Source organism: Pseudomonas sp. LAP_36 (assembly GCF_019456785.1).
GTDB lineage: Bacteria > Pseudomonadota > Gammaproteobacteria > Pseudomonadales > Pseudomonadaceae > Aquipseudomonas > Aquipseudomonas tritici.
This window is the reverse complement of record NZ_JAHZMS010000005.1, coordinates 375,540-397,260: the sequence shown is the minus strand read 5'-3', so window position 1 is coordinate 397,260 and position 21,721 is coordinate 375,540. Positions and strand designations below refer to the sequence as shown.

The 21,721-nt window shown below is 60.7% G+C and carries 17 protein-coding genes and 1 pseudogene; 11 read left to right on the top strand and 7 right to left on the bottom strand.

Going from position 1 to position 21,721, the window contains the following annotated elements; all coding sequences use genetic code 11:
• Window positions 1-138 precede the first annotated feature (138 nt).
• Window positions 139-1,584, top strand: coding sequence for a SulP family inorganic anion transporter (locus tag JBO08_RS18990; RefSeq protein ID WP_065880725.1), 1,446 nt, complete (start codon window positions 139-141; stop codon window positions 1,582-1,584).
• 4 nt (window positions 1,585-1,588) lie between these two features.
• On the opposite strand, the gene JBO08_RS18985 is transcribed toward JBO08_RS18990, so the two are convergent.
• Window positions 1,589-1,969, bottom strand: coding sequence for a lysozyme inhibitor LprI family protein (locus JBO08_RS18985; protein WP_065874679.1), 381 nt, complete (start codon window positions 1,967-1,969; stop codon window positions 1,589-1,591).
• Between the two features lie 248 nt (window positions 1,970-2,217).
• Here JBO08_RS18985 and JBO08_RS18980 point away from each other — a divergent pair, with 248 nt between their 5' ends.
• The 4 genes from JBO08_RS18980 to JBO08_RS18965 all read left to right on the top strand — a co-directional run bounded on the left by JBO08_RS18980 (window position 2,218) and on the right by JBO08_RS18965 (window position 6,439).
• Window positions 2,218-3,567, top strand: a complete 1,350-nt coding sequence (locus JBO08_RS18980) for a gluconate:H+ symporter (protein WP_065874688.1) — start codon at window positions 2,218-2,220, stop codon at window positions 3,565-3,567.
• Between the two features lie 12 nt (window positions 3,568-3,579).
• Window positions 3,580-4,440, top strand: coding sequence for a MurR/RpiR family transcriptional regulator (locus JBO08_RS18975; protein ID WP_065874680.1), 861 nt, complete (start codon window positions 3,580-3,582; stop codon window positions 4,438-4,440).
• Between the two features lies 1 nt (window position 4,441).
• On the top strand, window positions 4,442-5,908 hold the full coding sequence (locus JBO08_RS18970; RefSeq protein WP_065890040.1) for an amidohydrolase family protein: 1,467 nt from the start codon (window positions 4,442-4,444) through the stop codon (window positions 5,906-5,908).
• A gap of 162 nt (window positions 5,909-6,070) precedes the next feature.
• Window positions 6,071-6,439 carry a glyoxalase superfamily protein gene (locus JBO08_RS18965; RefSeq protein WP_065874682.1) on the top strand — a complete coding sequence of 123 codons (369 nt, stop codon included), beginning with the start codon at window positions 6,071-6,073 and terminating at the stop codon, window positions 6,437-6,439.
• Window positions 6,440-7,067: 628 nt separating this feature from the next.
• Here JBO08_RS18965 and JBO08_RS28510 read toward each other — a convergent pair.
• From JBO08_RS28510 to JBO08_RS18955, 3 genes and pseudogenes are all read right to left on the bottom strand, one after another.
• Window positions 7,068-7,772: a methyl-accepting chemotaxis protein gene (locus tag JBO08_RS28510; RefSeq protein ID WP_371905355.1), complete on the bottom strand. Its 705-nt coding sequence runs from the start codon at window positions 7,770-7,772 to the stop codon at window positions 7,068-7,070.
• Window positions 7,773-7,970: 198 nt separating this feature from the next.
• Window positions 7,971-8,852 (bottom strand): annotated as a pseudogene (locus JBO08_RS28505) (methyl-accepting chemotaxis protein); the annotation flags it as partial.
• A 312-nt stretch (window positions 8,853-9,164) separates the two neighbouring features.
• A complete protein-coding gene (locus JBO08_RS18955; protein WP_220074417.1) occupies window positions 9,165-14,834 on the bottom strand; it encodes a membrane-targeted effector domain-containing toxin in 5,670 nt (1,889 codons plus the stop codon).
• Window positions 14,835-15,038: 204 nt separating this feature from the next.
• On the opposite strand from JBO08_RS18955, the gene JBO08_RS18950 reads away from it, so the two are divergent.
• On the top strand, window positions 15,039-15,656 hold the full coding sequence (locus tag JBO08_RS18950; RefSeq protein ID WP_003176055.1) for an FKBP-type peptidyl-prolyl cis-trans isomerase: 618 nt from the start codon (window positions 15,039-15,041) through the stop codon (window positions 15,654-15,656).
• 154 nt (window positions 15,657-15,810) lie between these two features.
• Here the strand turns inward: JBO08_RS18950 and JBO08_RS18945 are convergent, their stop codons facing one another.
• The 3 genes from JBO08_RS18945 to JBO08_RS18935 all read right to left on the bottom strand — a co-directional run bounded on the left by JBO08_RS18945 (window position 15,811) and on the right by JBO08_RS18935 (window position 17,743).
• Window positions 15,811-16,068 carry a hypothetical protein gene (locus JBO08_RS18945; RefSeq protein WP_003194088.1) on the bottom strand — a complete coding sequence of 86 codons (258 nt, stop codon included), beginning with the start codon at window positions 16,066-16,068 and terminating at the stop codon, window positions 15,811-15,813.
• Window positions 16,069-16,229: 161 nt separating this feature from the next.
• Window positions 16,230-16,571, bottom strand: a complete 342-nt coding sequence (locus JBO08_RS18940) for a zinc ribbon domain-containing protein YjdM (protein WP_065874684.1) — start codon at window positions 16,569-16,571, stop codon at window positions 16,230-16,232.
• A gap of 203 nt (window positions 16,572-16,774) precedes the next feature.
• Complete coding sequence (locus tag JBO08_RS18935) at window positions 16,775-17,743, bottom strand: polyprenyl synthetase family protein (RefSeq protein ID WP_065874685.1); 969 nt, start codon at window positions 17,741-17,743, stop codon at window positions 16,775-16,777.
• A 239-nt stretch (window positions 17,744-17,982) separates the two neighbouring features.
• On the opposite strand from JBO08_RS18935, the gene rplU reads away from it, so the two are divergent.
• The 5 genes from rplU to JBO08_RS18910 all read left to right on the top strand — a co-directional run bounded on the left by rplU (window position 17,983) and on the right by JBO08_RS18910 (window position 21,716).
• Window positions 17,983-18,297 (top strand): 50S ribosomal protein L21, encoded by a 315-nt coding sequence (gene rplU, locus JBO08_RS18930; RefSeq protein WP_003176051.1) that lies wholly within the window; start codon window positions 17,983-17,985, stop codon window positions 18,295-18,297.
• A 34-nt stretch (window positions 18,298-18,331) separates the two neighbouring features.
• A complete protein-coding gene (rpmA, locus tag JBO08_RS18925) occupies window positions 18,332-18,589 on the top strand; it encodes a 50S ribosomal protein L27 (RefSeq protein ID WP_003176049.1) in 258 nt (85 codons plus the stop codon).
• Window positions 18,590-18,782: 193 nt separating this feature from the next.
• Window positions 18,783-20,006: an Obg family GTPase CgtA gene (cgtA, locus tag JBO08_RS18920; RefSeq protein WP_065874686.1), complete on the top strand. Its 1,224-nt coding sequence runs from the start codon at window positions 18,783-18,785 to the stop codon at window positions 20,004-20,006.
• Between the two features lie 111 nt (window positions 20,007-20,117).
• Entirely contained in the window at window positions 20,118-21,236 is a 1,119-nt protein-coding gene (gene proB, locus JBO08_RS18915) for a glutamate 5-kinase (RefSeq protein ID WP_005791305.1), read from the top strand.
• A gap of 15 nt (window positions 21,237-21,251) precedes the next feature.
• The gene (locus JBO08_RS18910) at window positions 21,252-21,716 is read left to right on the top strand and encodes a CreA family protein (protein WP_065874460.1); all 465 of its coding nucleotides are present in this window, start codon (window positions 21,252-21,254) and stop codon (window positions 21,714-21,716) included.
• The last annotated feature ends 5 nt before the right edge of the window (window positions 21,717-21,721 follow it).

Below are 21,721 nucleotides of genomic sequence, written 5' to 3'. Positions count from 1 at the left end.
TGTGAATACATTCAAATGTGGGAGCTGGCTTGCCTGCGATAGGGGCCACTCGGTCTGACGGGCTCACCCGACACTGGCCCCACCGCGCTCAATTCCGTACCATTCCCCGCCTTATCCCCCGCATTACCCTGGTACCTCATGAACCTCATCCGTCTGCGCGCCGATGCCCTGGCCGGCCTCACCACGTCTTTTGCGTTGCTGCCCGAATGCATCGCCTTTGCCCTGGTGGCCCATCTCAACCCGCTGATGGGGCTCTACGGCGCTTTTATCATCTGCACCCTCACGGCGTTGTTTGGTGGTCGCCCCGGCATGGTGTCCGGTGCGGCAGGCTCGATGGCCGTCGTGATTGTTGCGTTGGTGGTGCAACACGGCGTGGAGTATCTGCTGGCCACGGTATTGCTGGGCGGGTTAATCATGGTTGCTTTCGGCCTGCTGCGCCTGGGCAAGCTGGTGCGCATGGTGCCGCACCCGGTGATGCTCGGCTTCGTCAACGGCCTGGCGATTATCATCGCCCTGGCACAGTTGGAGCATTTCAAAAGCGGTGAGACCTGGCTCAGCGGTACGCCGCTGTACGTGATGGCCGGCCTGGTGCTGGTGACCATGGCCATCGTCTACCTGCTGCCGCGCATCACCCGTGCCGTGCCGCCCGCGTTGGTGGCGATCCTCGGCGTCGGCCTGGCGGTCTACCTCCTTGGCCTGCCGACCCGCACCCTTGGCGACATGGCCCACATCGCCGGCGGCCTGCCAACGTTTGCGCTGCCGCAAATCCCCTGGACCCTGGAAACCCTCGGCATCATCGCGCCCTACGCGTTCCTGATGGCGATGGTTGGTCTGTTGGAAACCCTGCTCACCCTCAACCTCACCGACGAAATCACTGAGACCCGTGGCTACCCCGACCGCGAAAGCGTGGCCCTGGGTGCAGCGAATATGGTCTCGGGCCTGTTCGGCGGCATGGGCGGTTGCGCGATGATCGGGCAAACCGTGATTAACCTCAGCTCCGGCGGGCGCGGGCGTTTCTCCGGGGTGTTTGCCGGGGTGATGATCTTGCTGTTCATTCTGTTTCTGTCGCCGTTTATCGAGCGGATTCCGCTGGCGGCGCTGGTGGGGGTGATGTTTGTGGTGTCGCAACAGACTTTCGCCTGGGCGTCGTTGCGCGTGATCAACAAAGTGCCGCTCAATGACGTGCTGGTGATTATCGCGGTGACGGTGATCACCGTGTTCACCGATCTGGCCACGGCGGTGCTGTGCGGCATTGTGATCGCGGCGTTGAATTTCGCCTGGCAACAAGCGCGCGAGTTGTATGCCGATGAACATCTGGAGGCCGATGGCAGCAAGCTCTATCGCCTGCACGGCACGCTGTTCTTTGCCTCGACCACGCCGTTCCTGAATCAATTCGATCCGGCCAATGATCCGGACCAGGTGACGCTGGATTGCCGCCACCTGAGCTTTGTCGATTACTCGGCGATTGCTGCACTGATGACCCTGCGCGAGCGCTACACCAAGGCTGGCAAGCATCTGCGGGTGCTGCATTTGTCCGAGCGCTGCAAGAAGTTGCTCAAGCGCGCCCGGGTACATCATGAGTAAGTGATCACGGCCCGACCAGGTTTTCCAGTTCCTGGGCGCGGGTCTGGGTCATGTCTAGCATGCAGCCGGTACCGTTGACCTGGTCGATGGTGCCGCCGGTGGCGGACCCTGCGAAGGCGCAATTGGCGTCACGGTACTTTATCCACAGGCGCTGCACGTCTTGCAGTTGTTGCTTGCGCGAGCCTTTCTGGGCGGCGAGGGCGGTTTTGTAGGCCTTGTTCAGGCGCGTGTCCTGGACCTTGGCTTCCTTGACGTTGCAACTGACCATTTCTACGGTCGTGTTGGCGCCGTCCATGCATTTTTTCAAGGCCGCGTTGTCGGCGGCTGAAGCAGTGCCACACAGGGCGAGAAGCACGGTACCGGCAGCAAGGGATGTGCGAATCATGGTCGATTTTCCTGGGCTTCGAGGGATGTGCATTCTATGACTCAAGCGCTCGCGTTGAGTTTCCAGTCTTTTCTGAACCTCATGTAAGAACACCCCCCGAATTTTCATGCACGGCTGTCGCGCATACCCCAACGCGACAGCGCTTACCTGTGGGCGAAAATTACTTTCATAGAATTTGAAAATGCCCTTCGGTAATGATTTATGAGTTTCACAACCAACTCGACGTGACCCTTTCCGAGGAGTACCGCATGGCCGCATCACCGGGCTTCGGGCTATTGGCATACGCTGCCATCGCCATCATTGCTTTGATCGTGCTGATTGCACGTTACCGGCTCAACCCGTTTATCGTCATCACCCTGGTGTCCATCGGCCTGGCGCTGATGGCCGGGATGCCGGCGGATACCATCATGGGTTCCTACGAGGCAGGCGTCGGCAAGACCCTGGGGCATATTGCTTTGGTGGTGGCGCTGGGCACCATGCTGGGCAAGATGATGGCCGAGTCTGGCGGTGCCGAGCAGGTGGCGCGCACGCTGATCAACCGGTTTGGCGAACGCAACGCGCACTGGGCGATGGTGTGCATCGCGTTCCTGGTGGGGCTGCCGCTGTTTTTCGAAGTCGGTTTTGTGTTGCTGGTGCCGATCGCCTTTACCGTGGCGCGGCGCGTGGGCGTGTCGATCCTGATGGTCGGCTTGCCGATGGTCGCCGGTTTATCGGTGGTGCATGCGCTGGTGCCGCCGCACCCGGCGGCGATGATGGCGGTACTGGCGTACAACGCCTCGGTAGGGCAGACCGTGCTGTATGCGATTTTGATCGGCATTCCCACGGCAATCATTGCCGGCCCGGTCTATGCCAAATTCATCGTGCCGCGTATTCACCTGCCGGCGGAAAACCCGCTGGAACGCCAGTTCATCGACCGCGAACCGCGTACGCGCCTGCCGAGCTTCGCGCTGACCATGGGCACTATCCTGTTGCCGGTGGTGTTGATGATGATTGGCGGCTGGGCCAACGTGATTTCCACGCCGGGCACGGGCTTTAATCAATTCCTGCTGTTTATCGGTAACTCGGTGATCGCGTTGTTGGTGGCGACTTTGGTCAGTTTCTGGACCTTGGGCCTGGCCCAGGGCTTCAACCGCGAGTCGATCCTCAGGTTTACCAATGAGTGCCTGGCGCCGACCGCCAGTATCACCTTGCTGGTGGGGGCGGGCGGCGGTTTGAATCGGATCCTGGTAGATGCGGGCGTCACCAACGAGATTCTCGGTCTGGCCCATGCCTTCCATCTGTCGCCGCTGGTGATGGGTTGGCTGTTCGCTGCACTGATGCGTATTGCTACAGGCTCTGCCACTGTCGCTATGACCACCGCCTCCGGCGTGGTGGCGCCGGTCGCCATGGGCCTGGGTTATCCACACCCCGAATTGCTGGTGCTGGCCACCGGCGCGGGTTCGGTGATCTTTTCCCACGTGAACGACGGCGGCTTCTGGCTGATCAAGGAATACTTCAATATGACGGTGATCCAGACCTTCAAGACCTGGACTGTGCTGGAGACATTGATCTCTCTTGTCGCCTTTGGTCTGACGTACGGTCTGTCCTGCATTTTGTAACCCGGAGACCCCATGGACATCCTCTACCAGATCCGCGCCCGCCAGGATTCCTTCAGCGCCGGTGAAGGGCGTATCGCCAGGCTGATGCTGGAGGACGTAGGCTTTGCCGCTTCGGCCAGCCTGGAAGCGTTGTCCCAGCGGGCCGAGGTCAGCACGGCGACCTTGTCGCGGTTTGCGCGCAGTGTGGGCTGCCGGGATTTACGCGACTTGCGCCTGCAATTGGCCCAAGCCAGTGGCGTCGGCAGCCGCTTCCTGGACCCTGCCGGGTTGCCGGAACAGTCGGCGTTTCATCGGCAGATTCTGGGTGATATCGAGGCGACGTTGCGTCAGCACTTGTCGGGCTTCAACCAGGCGAGTTTCGTTGACGCGGTCAGCCTGCTGGGCAAGGCACGGATGATCCACGCGTTCGGCATGGGCGGCCCGTCGAGCTTGTGCAGCGATGAATTACAGGTGCGCTTGGTGCGCCTGGGCTATCCGATTGCGGCTTGTCATGACCCAGTGATGATGCGCGTCACGGCAGCGACCTTGGGCCCGGAGCATGCATTGATTGTGTGTTCCCTGACCGGCCTCACCCCTGAGTTACTGGACGTGGTGGAACTGGCGCGCAACTACGACGCGCGTATCGTCGCCATCACCCTGGCCGATTCGCCCTTGGCCCAGTTGGCGGATGTGCTGCTGCCGTTACAACCGGCCGAAACCAGTTTTATCTACAAGCCCACCGCCGCGCGCTACGGCATGCTGCTGGCCATCGACCTGCTCGCCACCGAGCTGGCGCTGGCCATGCCCGACGACAACCAGGAACGCCTGCGCCGGATCAAGCTGGCCCTGGACGATTACCGCGGCGGCCCCGACAGCCTGCCGCTTGGAGACTGATATGAAGTACGACACGTTGATACGCCAGGCGCTGATCATCGATGGTCGCAATACGCCCGGCTACGTTGCTGATGTGGGGTTGCGCGACGGGCGCATCGAGACGATCGGTGACTTGTCGGCGGCCGTGGCCGAGCATGAAATCGACGCCATGGGACGCGTGCTGGCGCCGGGTTTTATCGACGTGCACACCCACGATGACACCGTGGTGATTCGCCATCCGCAAATGCTGCCCAAGCTCAGCCAGGGTGTGACCACGGTGATCGTCGGCAATTGTGGCATCAGCGCCTCGCCGGTGAGTTTGCGCAGCGATCCACCGGACCCGATGAATTTGTTGGGCACGCGCGAGGCGTTCACTTACCCACGGTTTGCCGACTACCGCGCGGCGGTGGACGGGGCGCATCCGGCGGTGAACGTCGCCGCACTGATCGGCCACACAGCATTGCGCAGCAACCATATGGACGACCTGCACCGCAGCGCCTCGCTGGATGAGATCGCCGCCATGCGCGTGCAGTTGCAGGAAAGCCTCGAGGCCGGCGCCCTTGGTTTATCCACAGGCCTGGCCTATGCCAGTGCGTTCAATGCCGAGACTGATGAAGTGCTGCAACTGAGTGAAGAACTCACCGCGTTTGGCGCGGTGTACACCACCCATTTGCGCAGTGAATTCGAGCCGGTGCTGGAGGCGATGGACGAGGCGTTTTTGATTGGCCGGCATGCCAAGGCGCCGGTGATTATTTCCCACCTCAAATGCGCCGGCGCGGGGAATTGGGGGCGTAGCCCGCAGCTGCTGGCATCGCTGGAAGCGGCTGCGAAAACCCATCCAGTGGGGTGTGATTGTTATCCCTATGCGGCGAGTTCTTCGACCCTGGACCTCAAGCAGGTAACTGACGCGTTTCGGATCACCATCACCTGGTCGACACCGCACCCCGAATTGGGCGGGCGCGACTTGCAGGACATCGCCGCCGAGTGGGGCGTTTCGTTGATGGATGCAGCGCGCCGCCTGCAACCGGCAGGGGCTGTGTATTACGGGATGGATGAAGAAGATGTGCGCAAGATCCTGGCGCATCCATTGTCGATGGTCGGGTCGGATGGGCTGCCGGAAGACCCGTTTCCACATCCGCGTTTATGGGGGGCGTTTCCACGGGTATTGGGGCATTTCAGCCGGGATGTCGGGTTGTTTCCGCTGCACACGGCGGTGCACAAAATGACCGGCTTGTCGGCGGCGCGGTTTGGTTTGGCCGGGCGCGGTGAAATCCGTGAAGGGCACTGGGCCGACCTGGTGTTGTTCGATCCGCTGCGCGTGCGCGATGTGGCGGATTTCAAAGAGCCACAGCGGGCGGCGGAAGGCATCGATGGTGTGTGGGTCAATGGCGTGTTGAGCTACAGCGACGGGCATGCGAAAGGCCTGCGCGCAGGTCGCTTCCTGGCGCGCAGTGGGGATTTGCGCCGTGGATTCGTGGTGGGTGGATAGACCGGGTTATCGTTCATCGCAGGCAAGCCAGCGCCCACAGTTGACCGAATGTGGCTGGATAAATGCGATCAACAGTGAGAGCTGGCTTGACTGCGATTGCGATCTGTCATTCAACACGGGAAACCCTCTATAGTTGTGGTTTTCAGACACGGAGGCGGATACATGCACTTAGGAAAAGTCACCCCCATTTTGAGGATTTTCGACGAGGCCAAGGCATTGGAGTTCTACGTCGACTTCCTGGGATTCAAGGTGGATTGGCAGCATCGTTTCGAGGCGAATTATCCGTTGTACCTGCAGGTGTCGCTGGGTGAGTGCGTGCTGCATTTGACTGAGCATCATGGCGACGCCTCGCCAGGTTCGGCGGTACGCATTCAGGCGCAGGGCGTGGACGCCTATCAGCAGCAATTGGCGGGCAAGGATTACCGTTATGCCAAGCCTGAGGTTGAGGACACGCCTTGGGGCTCGCGCGAGATGAGCATCAAGGACCCGTTTGGGAATCGGGTGGTGTTTGCCGAGGAAGGTGAGGGCTGAGGGGTAAATCGCAGGCAGTAAAAAACCGCCTTAGTAGGGCGGTTTTTTATTGCAATCCCAGTTTGCGGCTGGGGTTGCGGCTTCAAAGGAGCAATGACGTGCATCGCGATATTAAGGCCCCTGAAGTCTGTCATGCAAGGTTTGATACTGAGCGGTTACATTTTTTGATGTATCAGTATTATCTGTAAAAAGTAGCAACAGATTTGAAGGGGGTAAGCGGGTATTCGGGCGCCGACCGTCACACCTTCAGCTGGAAGGTCGGGTTAGTATCGGCTCGGTTTCACGTTCGTCGTTTTACAGGTTGGCTGGGTTAACGCGAAGATTTCGACCGACCGCCACGGACTTGCACTCCGTGCCGGATACATGTGGAAGGATCATAAACCCGGCCGCCTCAAAGGAAGCATTGACGTGCATCTGAAGGCTCACGTGTTCCGGTAAGTGCGCTGGAGGTAAGGCCCAACTTACGGAGGGCCGAGTATGTTTAAGTTTGCACGACGTACATGGAACCTCGTAGTGAACTGCCTGCGTGCTTATCACGTATGGAAGTTCCTGCGGGACAGCTTTGATGACCGTTAAGGTCTGAGAAGTGGAGCCGCTTCGGTCTAGGCCGAGGCGGCTTTTTGGTTTCTTAAACCCGGAAGTGGCTGACCATCTGCTGCAACTGGCTACCCAACCGCGCCAGTTCCACACTCGACTTGGCCGTCTCATCACTCGCCGTCGCCGTCTGCTCCGACACATCGCGCACATTCACAATGCTGCGGCTGATTTCTTCAGCCACGGCGCTTTGCTGCTCGGCCGCTGCGGCAATCTGCTGGTTCATCGACTGGATGTTCGACACCGTCCGGGTGATGTTTTCCAGGGACACACCGGCCTTGCGTGTCAGCTCGACGCTGCTGTCGGTGAGGTTGCGGCTGTTGTTCATCACCGCGGCGACTTGCTGAGTACCGTTCTGCAAGCCGGCGACCAGGCCTTCGATTTCTTCAGTGGATTTCTGGGTGCGCTGGGCCAGGCCGCGCACTTCATCGGCCACCACGGCAAACCCACGACCGGCTTCACCGGCACGCGCCGCTTCAATCGCCGCGTTGAGGGCCAGCAGGTTGGTCTGTTCGGCCACGGCCTTGATCACGTCCATCACGCTGCCGATCTTGTTGCTCTCTTGTTGCAGATGGGTCATGGCGTCGGTGGAGCGCGCCACTTCAGCGGCCAGGCGCTCGATCTGGGCAATGGCCTCGGCGACCACTTTGTCGCCGGCACGGGCTTGGCCGTCGGCATCGGCCGCGGCCAGGGAGGCTTGCTCGGCGTTGCGTGCCACTTCCTGCACGGTGGCGGTCATTTCGTGCATCGCGGTGGCGACCTGGTCGGTCTCGATTTTCTGGCTGTTCACACCGGCGCTGGTCTGCTCGGTCACGGCCGACAGTTCCTCGGCGGCGCTGGCGATCTGCGTCACGCCGTCGCGAATGCCGCTGATCAACTCACGCAAGGTGGTGCCCATGCGCTGGATGCCTTGTTGCAGCACACCCAGTTCATCGCGACGGGTCACTTGGATGTTGTGGCTCAGGTCGCCGGAGGCAATGCGTTCCACCACGGCCAGGGTGTCCTGGATCGGGCGAGTGATCTGGCGAGTGATGACCCACGCGGCGATAACGCCGACCAGCAGCGCCAGCAGTGTGCTGATCAACTGCAGGCTGCGGGCCTGGGCGCTTTCGGCGTCGCGACGGGTCAGTTGGATCTCATACAATTTGTCGCTGATCGTAACGATATCGGCGCCCTGGGTGGTCATCTCGGCACGGGCGGACACGATGTTGGCGTTGGCGGCCTTGTAGTTTTGCACGGCGCTGCGATAGGCACCCAAGGCTGTTTCCAATGCGGTCAATGCGCTTTGCTGGCTGGTGCCAAAGGCAGTATTCAGGCCTTTCAAGCCTGCAATGGCTTTTTCGATTTGCTCGGCGGCGCGGGCTTCGGTGTCCGGGTTGACGTTGCCGGTGTAGCCGCGCACTTCGTAGCGGGCCAACTGGAATTGCATCTTGGCATCGGCGACGGCCTGGAACTGTGCGAAGCGCTCCGAACTGTCAGGCATCTGCTTCACGCTGGACTCCAGCGCATTGATTTGTGCATTGGCAATGTCGGCCTTGTCGCCCATCAACTGGCGCGAGGCGTTGCCGTTACGGTAAGCCTCACGCATTTTGTTCAGCGATTGCTGATAAGCGGTGATGATGGATTTCTGCTCGTTGAGCAGCTTGAGGTTTTCCGGGCTCTTGAAGCTGTCCAGCAGTTTCTGTTGCTGGGCAACGAAGGTGTCCAGGTTGGTCTGTACGTTCTGCGCCACGGCTTCGTCGCCGTTGGCGAGCATGTACTGCAGGCGCACGATTCGCAGTTTGGTCAGGGAGGCGTTGAGCTGGGTGATGTCGCTCATCCAGTTGCTGCGGTCGATCAGGCCGCCCAGGCTGGTCCAGCCGGTGAGGGCCAGGATCGAGGTGAGAACCAGCACCAGGCCAAAGCCCAGGCCGAGTTTGAGGTTGACGCTGATGTTGCCGAACCAGCTGTTCATCGAATACTCCGCAAGAATGATTTCGGTGTGCTGGACGGTGTTGTTGTTGGGGCCAGCCGAGTTATGTAGGCCTGTATCGGCGGCAATGTGTGAACCTGAAATACTTTTGTCGCCCGAATGACTCGGCGGTCGAAAACGGCCCCGCCCCTGGCATTGGGCGGGGCCGTGTGGCGTGGCTCAGGTGACCGCGCGCAAACCCGGCCCGATGCCCAGCGGCGGATGGCTCTTGAGTGCCTCGATCAATTGCGCCAAGTACAGAAAACGTTGTTCCTTGAGCCGGTCCCAACGGTCAATGAAGTAGCGCCCACGGTCGTCGATTTGAATGGCGGTGGTTACGACACCTTCATTTCTGGAACGATGCACCAGGTAGATTTCAGTCGCCGAGGGCCGCTCGATCAGGAACTCGCCGGCCAGTTTGAGTGTGCTGCGATCAGCCCGTGGTACTGGCGGTGGCAGCGGTTTTCCGGGCAGTCCTACGCTCAGCTTGAAGTCACTGCGCAGGGCCATTCCACCCGCTTCGTCAGCCGTTTCCCAAGCGCCGAGATGCAGCGCTTTCGCAAGGCTTGGCGCTACATCGTGGATATGCAGGCTGATGGCGTCCTGCAATTGCGCGATGCCCGGCACAAGAAAATAGGTGTCGGTATGCGCCGTGCCCATCAGCGCCACCCACTTGTGCGCGCCTTGTGCTGCCTGGTCGGCCTTGATCACTTCGTTGGCGAAATAACTGAACAAGGTATTGCGCTCGCTGGCGTCGCCAATGCCCTTGGTGTGGTAGCTGGCAGTGCAGTCCAGCGCCCGAATGCGGAGCCCGTACTTATTGGCGGCGGCCAGTACATTGGTGTAGGTGTTGGGGCCGGTGTAGCGCCACATATGGCCCTGGTCCTGTGCCTTCAGGTAGCGTTGCAAACGATCAGGCATCTTCAAGGTGCTATGGAAACTCTCCAATTGCGCCTGGTGCATGTCCGTCAGCAGGTGTTCCACATAGAGGGTCTTGACGCCCTGCTTCTTCAGCCACTTCATGTGTTTGATCAGAAATTGCTTGGGCGATACCGCCGAATGCACTTCGCCGATCACCAGGCCCAGCTTGAATTTGTACACCTGCTCGATGAAATCCGTCTCGGTGTTTGCGGTGGTCAGATGAGCCAAGGATGGCCGCGCCGCGGGGGTATACGTGTCGAGAAAACTGCTGGCACGGTCATGCAGTTTTTTGCGTATCTGAGTAAAGCTTCGCAGTGCCTCTTTTTGCGGTGCGGCCAGGTTCAGCGACGTGTAGCGAGGGTCCAACCCGCGAGGCTCGCCGGCTATTTGCATGATGTCCGCGTGGAAATGCTGCGGGATATCGAACTCATTGAAATGCGTCGCCACCATCCCGACCTGCGACAATCGCGATGTACCTTGTTGTGCGAGGACGTGATGAGCGGTGGGCAGCGCCAGCCGGTAGTCACCGCGCGCCTGGGTGGCGACATTTGCATCGGGCCAGATGCCCGTCGGTTGGCCCGGAGCTGCGTCCGCGATGCGCAGGGCCAGGGTGTTCTGCAGGTCGGCCAGGCCTGCCACCTGCTCATAGGTGCCAAGGCGATTTTGCTCGACCAACGCGATCCACCCATCCGCCGCGTCGCGCTCCATGACTTTGTGGGAATAGAAGTTCCTGAGCTTGCTGGCGCGGGGGATAAGGCGCTCGCCTTCCCCCAGGGCCAATACCTGTTCCAGATGATATGACGCCGAACCATCTAACCCCTCCACTGCGACGTTGTGGCGGTGGGCGCTGAGCATCAGTTGGCGGTAACTGAAGGGCGCTTGGCGGTGCAGCCCGAGCGCCACGTCGACGTTGGCCAGGTGCGCCTCCACCTGTTTGAGTGCGCGGGCGATATCGCCTTTGACCTGCTTATTCAGGACCTGCAATTTGCTGCGGAAAATATCCGCTGGCAGGTTTTCGATGTACAGGCGCTTCAAGCCTTTCTCCGCCAGGGCTGGCATGTTCTCGATAAGCAATTGCTTGCTGGCGATGGAGTTGTTGTGGGCGCCGATAATCAGGCGTTTTTGCGGCGTGAACAGGTTTTGCAAAATGTCAGCGTGGGCGGCGTCGGGTGCGAATGTCGGCTTGGCGGGCCGTGCAGGACGCGGGCCAAGCGCCTGGAAGAAGGCTTCGGCATCCGCGCTCAACCGCTGTACCTGCGCGGGGTAGGCCTCTTTGAGTGGCGCCAGTGCTGTGCTGGCACTGGCACGGGCGGCGAAGTCCAGGCCGGAACCCCAATCGGTCTGTTCCTTGAGGAAGTCCGGCGCCAGCACGGTGCGCAAATTCTTGCTTTGGTCGCGGGCGATCTCATACGGGGCAAGCGGGTTTTCGGCGTCTTCCGGCAGCTTTTCATATCTCGTGCGTCCGCCGCCGGCCATGCCTGAGCGCGTCCAACGGCCCTTGGCGTCCTGACTGACCAAACGCGCTGTCGAGCGATACTCGCCCGTCGAAGCGTCCAGGCGGTAAAGCAAATGCCGTCCCAGCGCATCCGGCTTTTGCGCGGCCCATAGCGTCTGGCCGTCAAACAGCGCGGGTTGCAGGCCGGGTGGCACGGTGCTTTTGAGTGGTTTGAGTGCCGCGGTTTTCAGGGCCTGCTTGCTGGCGGGAATCAACGGACGCAGGGGCGACAGCAAATTGAACGTCCCCTTTAGAACCTGGCGGTAATCAAACAGCAAGGCACCGCCGCTGTTAAGCAAGTAACCGAGAAAGTGCTGCAGCGCCATGCCTTTGTCGCGCTGCTGATAGGCGTTGAGCGCCAGCATGGCGTCCTTGAATGCCAGCAGGCCGCCCAGGCTCAGGCTCAGGGGCGGGAATGGGATCGTGGCGACGGCGGTCAGCCATTCCACGCAGGTCCAGAGAATGCCGGTGATCATCTGCGTGCGGTTGCCCGTCGTGGCGTTGACGTCGTCGATCTTGCGTTGCAGCGCCATGTTGTAGAACTCATGGCGCAGATCGGCCAGGGGGGGCGCGTGGGCGATCGCGTCATAGCGGGCCGGGCTTGGCGTCGTGCGGTTGATATCACTGGGCAGGCCGTTGCGCACGCTCTCCAGAAATCCGCTGACCCGCGATCGGGACTGCGTCGGCACGCGCCCACAGAAGTAGGCCGGCATGCCGTCGACCTGCTTGAGCAGATAGTTGAACAGCCTGGCCTCGCGAAAACTGATGCCATCTGGAGCGTTCGGGGTATAGAGCAGCGTAGGGTTGTCGGCGTGACTGAACAGGTAGTTGCCGATCACCCATTCACCGTCGATGAATACGCGGTGCACGCGGTAGCTGTTGCGTTGGCTGACGGCCGTGTCGCCCAGGCCATCGATGGCGCGCTCCAGCCAGGCGAGGTCGACACTGGCGATATGGCCTTGCAGGCGCGACTCAAGGGCCGCGCCTTTCATCTGCAGTTGGTTGATCTTCAGGATGGCGTTGCGCCGTTCGGCATAGCCCTGGCTATCGACTTGCAGTTGCAGACGGACCTGATCGGTGTAGCGCTGGCCGATCCACACCCCAGTCACTGAGCGGGCCACGTTCTGCGCGGTCAGCGGGCTCAGGTCCACGCCAGCCAGGCCGCGGAAAGTGGCGCTGGCGGAGAATTTTTCGTCGAGGAACCCCACGCCGTCTTCGTAACCGTCGCGGTACAACTGCGTGTAGGGCATTTCGGTTTTCGGCCCCAGCAGCGGCTTGGGCGAGTAGACGAAAACCGTGTCTGGATCGACATCATTCTGCTTACGCCCCAACAGCCGATTGAGGCTGGCTTTGGCGTGTTCATGCACATACGCCTCAAAGGTCGGCAGGCGCGCCTCCGAATCGGGCCGGGCATCGTAGGCGCGTTGTGCGCCCTGGGCATCTTCGGCCAGGCTGGTGAGTTTGATTCGGTCGGCTGCCGACGCCGCTCGATACCAGGGTGGGCTGCTGTGCTGGTAGTCGTCCAGCGCCTGGGATTCGAGCCAATGGGCGACCATCGCGTCCAGGCAGTCCGCATGGTTACACGCCGGGCCGAAGGTGACTTCCTGATACTCGTCGTCCCCTGGCTTAAAGCTCAGGTTGTTCAGGAAGGTCGCCATCTTGGGACGAAAGCGCACGGGGACTTGCTGGATCACATAGTCACGCATCGCCCCGGACGCTTCATCCGCCCAGCCGATGATGTGGGCCTGGCATTCCCGCAGGCTGTCGAAGGCCATGAACTGCCGAGCGCGCGGGGCTTCGGGTGTGCAGAGCAGCAGGCGCTTGACCTGGCCGCTGGCATCTTCGTCGCGCAGTACCCACAGGTCCTTGAGTTGCGCGCCATGGACCAGCACCGGTTGCGCCCGCCGGTGCGGATGAAGATTGGCGCGCAGTTGTTCGAAGCGCCGGTAATCGGCCGGGTCCAGATGGCCCTGGAGCCTGGCGAGGCTCGCCAGCGTGAGCAGGCGTTGATCGAGCAGCGTCCTTGTCGCCTGTTTGATTTCAGGCGTACCGAGCATGCTTTTTTGCTCGGCGGCAAAGTCCAGGCGCGGATGCAGGTCTTGTAACAGGAGGGCCAGCACGTGCGGAGTCAGTTGGGCATGATCACCCCGCAACGGCGCGCCAGCGTAAGTGAGTTGGCTGCGATGCAGGAAGTCGGAGCCAGGCAACCCGTCGTCGGTGTGCAGGCCTGCCAACGCCAACGCCACCAGGTTATGGCGTTGTGCATAGTCGCCGACGAGGGGGACCTTGCGCTGGGTGGTGATGTGCAGTTGGTGCGGATCGAGGTCGTGGATATCCATGTCGTCTGCCAGCCGCTCTACCAGTTGGTAGTGCGCCAGGGCCTGTGGTGTGGCGGCAGGGCCGAACAGGTCGAGGAATAACTGGCGGGCCTGATTGTAGTCCGCCAGTTTCGCGATCAACGCGTGTTGGTCAGTCGCTGCGGCATTGCGGAACCAGACGGGCAAACGGTTGTAGAGAGCTTGTTCCAGCAGGCGTTGGGCGCGAAATTCCAGGCGTTCGGAGAGGTCGGGCAGCGCCGCCTGAATGGCGGCGTCCAGCAATGGAACCCGCGTGGCAGGCGTGTGGTTCGCCAGGGCGGCCTCTATGTCGAGGCTGCGTTTGTCCAGCAGCGCCTGGTAGCTGAATTCGAACAGCGGCTGGTCGGTGATCGGTTGCAGTTCCAGGGGCCAGATACCGGCGCTGTCCAAATGTTGATAAGCCACAGGCAAGTGGCGAGTGAGCACGTCCCGGTCGGTGGCGGTTGCCATGATTGTCAGCAGGCCCTGGTCGAGGTCGTGCAACGAGACGAAGGGTTCCAGGCCACGGGATGGCGTGAATAGCAGCACCGGACCGACCGGCTCGCCGGAGGTCAAGTCGTTCACCACGGGGCTGGCCTGGCGCGTGAGCACGAAGGCGCCGGCAAAGGCCACGGTCTGTTCCTGATAGGTGAACGTCAGGGCATACATGCCTGGACGGAACGCCGGGCCGCGGGAGCAGTCTTCCACCATGCGCTGGTCGGACGGTGTGAGCAGGTAGTCCTTGGCGTTGAGGCGCGCTTCCTGTTCCAGCGCGGTGCTGCCGGCGGTATAGGTCATGTAGGCCTTGCGGCCCTGGCCATCCACGCGGCTGGTTTCATCCAGGGTTTGCAGTTGCTGGTCTAGATTGGTTTTCAGGCGCGCGAGCGAGGTGTCGTCTTCGGCAAGGCCGTTGTAGAGCGCGCGGGCCTGGGTGAAGAAAGCCGCGTTGGCTTGCTTGAGCGTGGCGTTCACTTTTTCCAACGCCTGGAGCGTGTGTGGTAATTGGACGGGGCGCAGCGTCTGGCCGCGCAGTGTCGGGTCGATCTCGAGCAGTTGGGTCTCGAGCTGCTCAAGGGTGGGTTCGGTCAGGGTGCTCATCGGCACAGTCCTCATGATGATGAAGTGAATCCTCAGCATGAGGTGACGCCCGGGCGGCGCAGCGGTAGATAGCTAGGGGGCAGGGGTGGGCTCATCAGGGGCAGGTTTTCTGTGCTAGTCTGCTGGCCCTTTTAGTTCTGGAGGACACGGGAAGCGCAGCGCTCATGCAGCTTTTTCGGTGTCTTCCTACAGCGGAGCCTCTTCATGTCCGAAGTTAATCTGTCCACCGACGAAACCCGCGTCAGCTACGGTATTGGCCGTCAGTTGGGTGACCAACTGCGCGACAACCCGCCGCCGGGCGTGAGCCTGGACGCGATCCTGGCCGGCCTGACCGACGCCTTCGCCGGCAAGCCAAGCCGTGTGGACCAAGAGCAGATGGCCGCCAGCTTCAAAGTGATCCGCGAAATCATGCAAGCCGAAGCGGCTGCCAAGGCTGAAGCTGCAGCGGGCGCCGGCCTGGCGTTCCTGGCTGAAAACGCCAAGCGTGATGGCATCACCACCCTGGCTTCCGGCCTGCAATTCGAAGTGCTGACCGCAGGTGATGGCGCCAAGCCAACCCGTGAAGACCAAGTGCGTACTCACTACCACGGCACCCTGATCGACGGCACTGTGTTCGACAGCTCCTACGAGCGCGGCCAGCCTGCAGAATTCCCGGTTGGCGGCGTGATCGCTGGCTGGACTGAAGCCCTGCAACTGATGAATGCCGGCAGCAAATGGCGCCTGTACGTGCCAAGCGAACTGGCTTACGGCGCTCAAGGCGTTGGCAGCATCCCGCCGCACAGCGTTCTGGTGTTCGACGTCGAACTGCTCGACGTTCTGTAAGACTGGGCAGCATTGACGCCAGCTTGATATGGGAGCTGGCTTGCCTGCGATAGCATCACCTCGGTAGCAAGGTTGACCGAGTCGTCTGCATCGCGGGCAAGTCGAAGCGTCGACTCCCACACCAGGCCGGTGCATTCATGGCTTGTAGTGTCGCTCATGGATGAAACTTGCCATTGAGCTCCGTGGCCGGGCGCAACGCTCGGGCATAGCAGAACAGAAACAGATTGCGCACCACTTCCTTCAACACGCCAGGTTCACTTGAACTCAGCCCGTTGACGTCCAGATCACCCTGATCCTGCAGTTCATTCAGGGCTTCTTCTTCCAGTACCGCACAGACTTCGCCGGTTTCCCGATGCAGGATCCGCAGGTAAGGGTGTGGGCGGTCCAGCCAGGCATCTATCAAATAAGTCATGGGTTGCATCTCCTTGATGGGTTTCAATGAGAATAATTCTTATTCGTAGAATAGCAAGTGTCTATTGGCGGTTTCTGGTTTTTTCTGTGTGGATATTGCGTGGGGTCAACGCAGAGGGCGAAACGCCATCCCGCGGCGGGCGCGGGATGGAGGTAGCACATTCAGACTTTGCGCACGAACTCGGACTTGAGCTTCATTGGGCCGATACCGTCGATCTTGCAATCGATATCGTGGTCGCCGTCGCACAGGCGGATGTTCTTGACCTTGGTGCCGACCTTGACCACCAGGGAGGTACCCTTGACCTTGAGGTCCTTGATCACGGTGATGGTGTCGCCGTCCTGCAGGACGTTGCCTACAGAGTCTTTCTTCACGGCGTCGTCGCTGGCCGCTTCGACCTCGCCATTGGCGGACCACTCATGGGCGCATTCCGGGCAGATCAGCTGGGCGCCGTCTTCGTAGGTGTATTCGGAGTTGCATTTCGGGCAGGGTGGCAACGTGCTCACTAAAGCTCCTTAAAAGTCAGGATGGCTAAAAGTCGCACATTATATAGGGATTTGCAGCGAGAGCGGGGCAGTGGGTGGTAATGAGGTCCAAATGTGGGAGCGGGCTTGCTCGCGAAGGCGGTGGGTCAGCTAGAAGCTTCTCACTGATATACCGCCTTCGCGAGCAAGCCCGCTCCCACACAAGCCCATTCCGCCAATAGTCTTTAGTGCGTACGCGCGACCGCAAACTCACTCAGCTCAACCAGGGCGTCCCGGTATTCACTGGCCGGCAGGGCGTCCAGGCATTTGATCGCACGGGCGACATAATCACGCGCTAACTGTGCGGTGTACTCCAGCGAGCCTGACGCCTCGACGGCGGCACGGATGGCCTCCAGGTCTTCGATCCCGCCTTTCTGGATCGCCTTGCGCACCAGGGCGGCTTGTTCCGGCGTGCCTTCGCGCATGGTGTAGATCAGCGGCAAGGTCGGCTTGCCTTCGGCCAGGTCGTCGCCGACGTTCTTGCCCAGGGTCTCTGCGTCGCCACGGTAGTCGAGCAAGTCATCTACCAATTGGAAGGCTACGCCCAGGTGGTCGCCAAAGGTGCGCAGGGCTTCGGACTGTTCGGCCGTCGCGCCACACAGTGCAGCCGCGCTATGGGTGGAGGCTTCGAAGAGCATCGCGGTTTTGCCGCGAATCACTTCCATGTAGGTTTCTTCGGTGGTGCTGGCGTCGCGGACCTTCGACAGTTGCAGCACTTCGCCTTCGGCGATGATGCGTGTGGCCTGTGAAAGAATCTTCATCACCGGCATCGAGCCAAGTTCAACCATCATTTCGAACGATCGCGAGTACAGGAAGTCGCCCACCAGTACGCTAGGGGCATTGCCCCACATGGCATTGGCGGTTTCGCGGCCACGGCGCATGCCGGACATGTCGACCACGTCGTCATGCAGCAGGGTGGCGGTGTGCAGGAACTCGATAGTGGCCGCCAGCAGGCGCAGGTCATCGCCTTCGCGACCCAGGGCCTTGCCGCACAGCAACACTAATAAAGGACGCAGGCGTTTACCGCCCGCCGACGTAATATAGTCGCCAATTTTGGAGACCAGCGGCACTTTAGAAGTCAGCTGCTTCTTGATGATGCCGTCGACGGCGCTAAAATCGTCCGCGACCGCGCGGTAGAAAGCTTGGGGTTGCATCAGCGACAGTCGCTCCAGAAGGGTTGCGCGGCATGCTAGGACCCAGGCCCCCGGGTGTCAAGGCGCGATAGACGGCCACTTGCAACGCGTCAAAGCCTTGCGTACAATCGCGCACCCTGAACTTCCTGGGCAGCACCTGCCTTACGCAATTGCATTCGGGACGTCCATCCCATGCAGCCATGCCAGCCAATACCTCTTCTTATAAAGCGCTGGGTGAGCAGGATTATCGGAGAAATACCATGTCGTACGCAGTAATTGTTACTGGTGGCAAGCAATACAAGGTCGCCCCAGGTGAATACCTGAAGATCGAAAAACTGGAAATCGCTACCGGCGAATCCGTTACTTTTGATCGCGTTCTGTTGGTCGCCAATGGCGATGACGTGAACATCGGCGCTCCAGTTGTTGCTGGCGCTACCGTTGTGGCTGAAGTGATCTCCCAAGGTCGTCACGATAAAGTCCGCATCATCAAGTTCCGTCGTCGTAAGCACCACATGAAGCGTATGGGCCACCGCCAGTGGTACACCGAGATCAAAATCACCGGTATTCAGGCTTAATTTCAGCCTAATTCCTCACTAGGAGAATTGACTCATGGCACACAAAAAAGCTGGTGGTAGTACCCGTAACGGTCGCGACTCAGAAGCCAAACGCCTTGGCGTTAAGATGTATGGCGGCCAGAAAATCATTCCGGGCAACATCATCGTGCGTCAGCGCGGCACCCAATTCCACGCCGGTTACGGTGTTGGCATGGGTAAAGATCACACCCTCTTCGCTAAAATCGAAGGCGTGATCAAGTTTGAAGTAAAAGGCGCGTTCAACCGCCGTTACGTGAGCGTTGTCGCAGCTTAACTGCGAGATCGCTGGAAAAGCCCTGTCTCGCGACGGGGCTTTTTCGTTTGTGGGGTGAGTCTCTTGCAAAGCTGTTTGTAATGGGCTCAAGCGCGGGATGTGCGGTCGTTGATTGAGGTCGCTGCGCTCATTTTTGCAAGAGTCTTATGTCTTGGTTTCTTAAGCTCGTCCGTGCGGCGAGAGGCGTTTTGTTATGAAGTTCGTTGATGAAGTTTCCATCCGAGTAAAAGCAGGCGACGGCGGTAACGGTTGCATGAGTTTCCGTCGCGAAAAATTCATCGAAAACGGTGGTCCTAACGGCGGTGATGGCGGTGACGGCGGTTCCATCTACATGATGGCCGACGAAAACCTCAACACCCTGGTCGACTACCGTTACACCCGGCACTTTGATGCCGAGCGTGGCTCCAACGGCGGCAGCACCGACTGCACCGGTAAAAAAGGCGAAGACCTGGTACTGCGCGTACCGGTTGGCACCACGATCATCGACTCGGCCACCCAGGAAGTGATTGGCGACCTGACCAAGGCCGGCCAGAAGCTGATGGTTGTGCAGGGCGGCTGGCACGGTCTGGGTAACACCCGATTCAAGTCCAGTACCAACCGCGCGCCACGCCAGACCACGCCAGGCAAGCCGGGCGAGCAGCGTGACCTCAAGCTGGAAATGAAAGTCCTCGCCGACGTAGGCCTGTTGGGCCTGCCGAACGCCGGTAAAAGTACCTTCATCCGTTCGGTATCGGCCGCCAAGCCGAAAGTCGCCGACTACCCGTTCACCACCCTGGTACCCAACCTGGGCGTGGTTAGCGTCGACCGTTGGAAAAGCTTCGTGGTCGCCGACATTCCTGGCCTGATCGAAGGTGCTTCCGACGGTGCTGGCCTGGGGATTCGCTTCCTCAAGCACTTGTCGCGTACCCGTTTGCTGCTGCACCTCGTCGATATGGCGCCGCTGGATGACACCAGTGCACCGGACGCCGCCGAAGTGATCGTCAGCGAGCTGACCAAGTTCAGCCCGGCCCTGGCCGAGCGTGATCGCTGGTTGGTGCTGAACAAGTGCGACCAGATCCTCGAAGAAGAGCACGAAGAGCGCGTCAAGGAAATCGTTGACCGCCTGGAATGGACTGGCCCGGTCTACGTGATCTCGGCCATCGCCAAAGAAGGCACCGAGCGCCTGACCCGCGACATCATGCGCTACCTCGAAGACCGTGCCGACCGCCTCGCGGCCGACCCGGTGTTCAAGGCCGAACTGGCTGAGCTCGATCAGCAGATCGAAGACGAGGCCCGTGCCCAGTTGCAAGCCCTGGACGACCAGCGTGCCCTGCGCCGCAGCGGCGTGAAGTCGGTCCATGACATCGGCGACGATGATTGGGACGAAGAAGACGTGGATGATGAAGACGGTCCGGAAATCATTTACGTGCGCGACTGATCTGTTGCGATAAACTTGAACGCCGCTCCTTTTAGAGCGGCGTTTTGGTATCTGGGTATAACGTTATGGGCGGCGCTGGGTCGCGCAGCCATCACTTTAAGGTTGAAGATGATGCGGAGCAAAGTGACAGGTGCGCAGCGCTGGGTCGTAAAGATCGGAAGTGCGCTGCTGACGGCGGATGGCAAAGGTCTGGATCGCGCAGCCATGAGCGTCTGGGTCGAGCAGATGGTGGCCTTGCATGAAGCAGGCGTCGAGTTGGTGCTGGTGTCGTCCGGGGCAGTTGCTGCCGGGATGAGCCGCCTCGGCTGGACCGCGCGACCCAGCGCGATGCACGAGCTGCAAGCCGCCGCCGCCATCGGCCAGATGGGCCTGGTGCAAGCCTGGGAATCCAGCTTTGCCGAGCACGGTCGCCACACGGCGCAGATCCTGCTGACCCACGACGACCTGTCCGACCGCAAGCGCTACCTCAACGCCCGCAGCACCCTGCGTGCGCTGGTGGAGCTCAAGGTCATCCCGGTCATCAACGAAAACGACACGGTGGTCACCGACGAAATCCGCTTCGGCGACAACGACACCCTGGCCGCCCTGGTGGCCAACCTGGTGGAAGCCGACCTGCTGGTGATTCTTACCGACCGCGACGGCATGTTCGACGCCGACCCGCGCAACAACCCTGATGCCCAGCTCATCTACGAAGCGCGCGCCGATGACCCGGCGCTGGACGCCGTGGCCGGCAGTGTCGGCGGCGCCCTGGGCCGTGGCGGCATGCAGACCAAACTGCGTGCCGCACGCCTGGCCGCACGTTCCGGCGCGCACACCATCATCGTCGGCGGGCGCCTGGAGCGCGTGCTGGACCGCCTCAAGGCCGGTGAGCGCATCGGCACCCTGTTGTCGCCGGAGCGCGGCATGCTGGCGGCGCGCAAACAGTGGCTGGCCGGTCATCTGCAAACCCGAGGCACACTGGTGCTGGACGAGGGTGCCGTGTCAGCGTTGTCCCAGGGCAACAAGAGCTTGCTGCCGGTGGGCGTCAAATTGGTGCAGGGCAGCTTCCGCCGTGGCGAGATGGTGGTCTGCGTTGCGCCGGACGGTCGTGAAATTGCTCGTGGCCTGGCCAACTACAGCGCCCTTGAAGCGCAGAAAATCATTGGACAATCGTCTGATGCGATTGTCGGACTATTGGGTTACATGGCGGAACCTGAACTGGTGCACCGCGACAACCTGATCCTGGTCTAACCAAAGGAATACACGATGCGTTTAATGAAGGGAATGCTCGGCCTGCTGTTGGCCATGCCGCTGCTGGCGTCCGCCGAGGAAGTCGGCCAGGTGTCGACGGTGTTCAAGTTTGTCGGCCCCAACGACCGGATCGTGGTCGAAGCGTTTGATGACCCCAAGGTCGACGGCGTGACGTGCTACCTGTCGCGCGCCAAGACCGGCGGCGTCAAAGGCGGCTTGGGCCTGGCTGAAGACCGCGCCGAAGCCTCGATCGCTTGCCGTCAGGTGGGGCCGATCCGCTTCAAGGGCGAGCTCAAGGATGGCGACGAAGTGTTCAAGGAGCGCACCTCACTGGTGTTCAAGACCATGCAGGTGGTGCGTTTCCTCGACAAGAAGCGCAACACCCTGGTGTATCTGGTGTACAGCGACCGACTGATCGAAGGCAGCCCGCAGAACGCCGTGACGGCGATTCCGATTTTGCCCTGGCCGACCGCTCAGTAACCCGC

Bases quoted from the DNA above. Each gene is read 5' to 3' on its own strand.
- JBO08_RS18950 (WP_003176055.1), top strand. From the start codon at position 15,039: ATGTCCGAAGTTAATCTGTCCACCGACGAAACCCGCGTCAGCTACGGT.
- JBO08_RS18980 (WP_065874688.1), top strand. From the start codon at position 2,218: ATGGCCGCATCACCGGGCTTCGGGCTATTGGCATACGCTGCCATCGCC.
- JBO08_RS18955 (WP_220074417.1), bottom strand. From the start codon at position 14,834: ATGAGCACCCTGACCGAACCCACCCTTGAGCAGCTCGAGACCCAACTG.
- JBO08_RS28510 (WP_371905355.1), bottom strand. From the start codon at position 7,772: ATGACCGCCACCGTGCAGGAAGTGGCACGCAACGCCGAGCAAGCCTCC.
- proB (WP_005791305.1), top strand. From the start codon at position 20,118: ATGCGGAGCAAAGTGACAGGTGCGCAGCGCTGGGTCGTAAAGATCGGA.
- rplU (WP_003176051.1), top strand. From the start codon at position 17,983: ATGTCGTACGCAGTAATTGTTACTGGTGGCAAGCAATACAAGGTCGCC.
- JBO08_RS18965 (WP_065874682.1), top strand. From the start codon at position 6,071: ATGCACTTAGGAAAAGTCACCCCCATTTTGAGGATTTTCGACGAGGCC.
- JBO08_RS18945 (WP_003194088.1), bottom strand. From the start codon at position 16,068: ATGACTTATTTGATAGATGCCTGGCTGGACCGCCCACACCCTTACCTG.
- JBO08_RS18910 (WP_065874460.1), top strand. From the start codon at position 21,252: ATGCGTTTAATGAAGGGAATGCTCGGCCTGCTGTTGGCCATGCCGCTG.
- JBO08_RS18985 (WP_065874679.1), bottom strand. From the start codon at position 1,969: ATGATTCGCACATCCCTTGCTGCCGGTACCGTGCTTCTCGCCCTGTGT.
- cgtA (WP_065874686.1), top strand. From the start codon at position 18,783: ATGAAGTTCGTTGATGAAGTTTCCATCCGAGTAAAAGCAGGCGACGGC.
- rpmA (WP_003176049.1), top strand. From the start codon at position 18,332: ATGGCACACAAAAAAGCTGGTGGTAGTACCCGTAACGGTCGCGACTCA.
- JBO08_RS18935 (WP_065874685.1), bottom strand. From the start codon at position 17,743: ATGCAACCCCAAGCTTTCTACCGCGCGGTCGCGGACGATTTTAGCGCC.
- JBO08_RS18975 (WP_065874680.1), top strand. From the start codon at position 3,580: ATGGACATCCTCTACCAGATCCGCGCCCGCCAGGATTCCTTCAGCGCC.
- JBO08_RS18990 (WP_065880725.1), top strand. From the start codon at position 139: ATGAACCTCATCCGTCTGCGCGCCGATGCCCTGGCCGGCCTCACCACG.
- JBO08_RS18970 (WP_065890040.1), top strand. From the start codon at position 4,442: ATGAAGTACGACACGTTGATACGCCAGGCGCTGATCATCGATGGTCGC.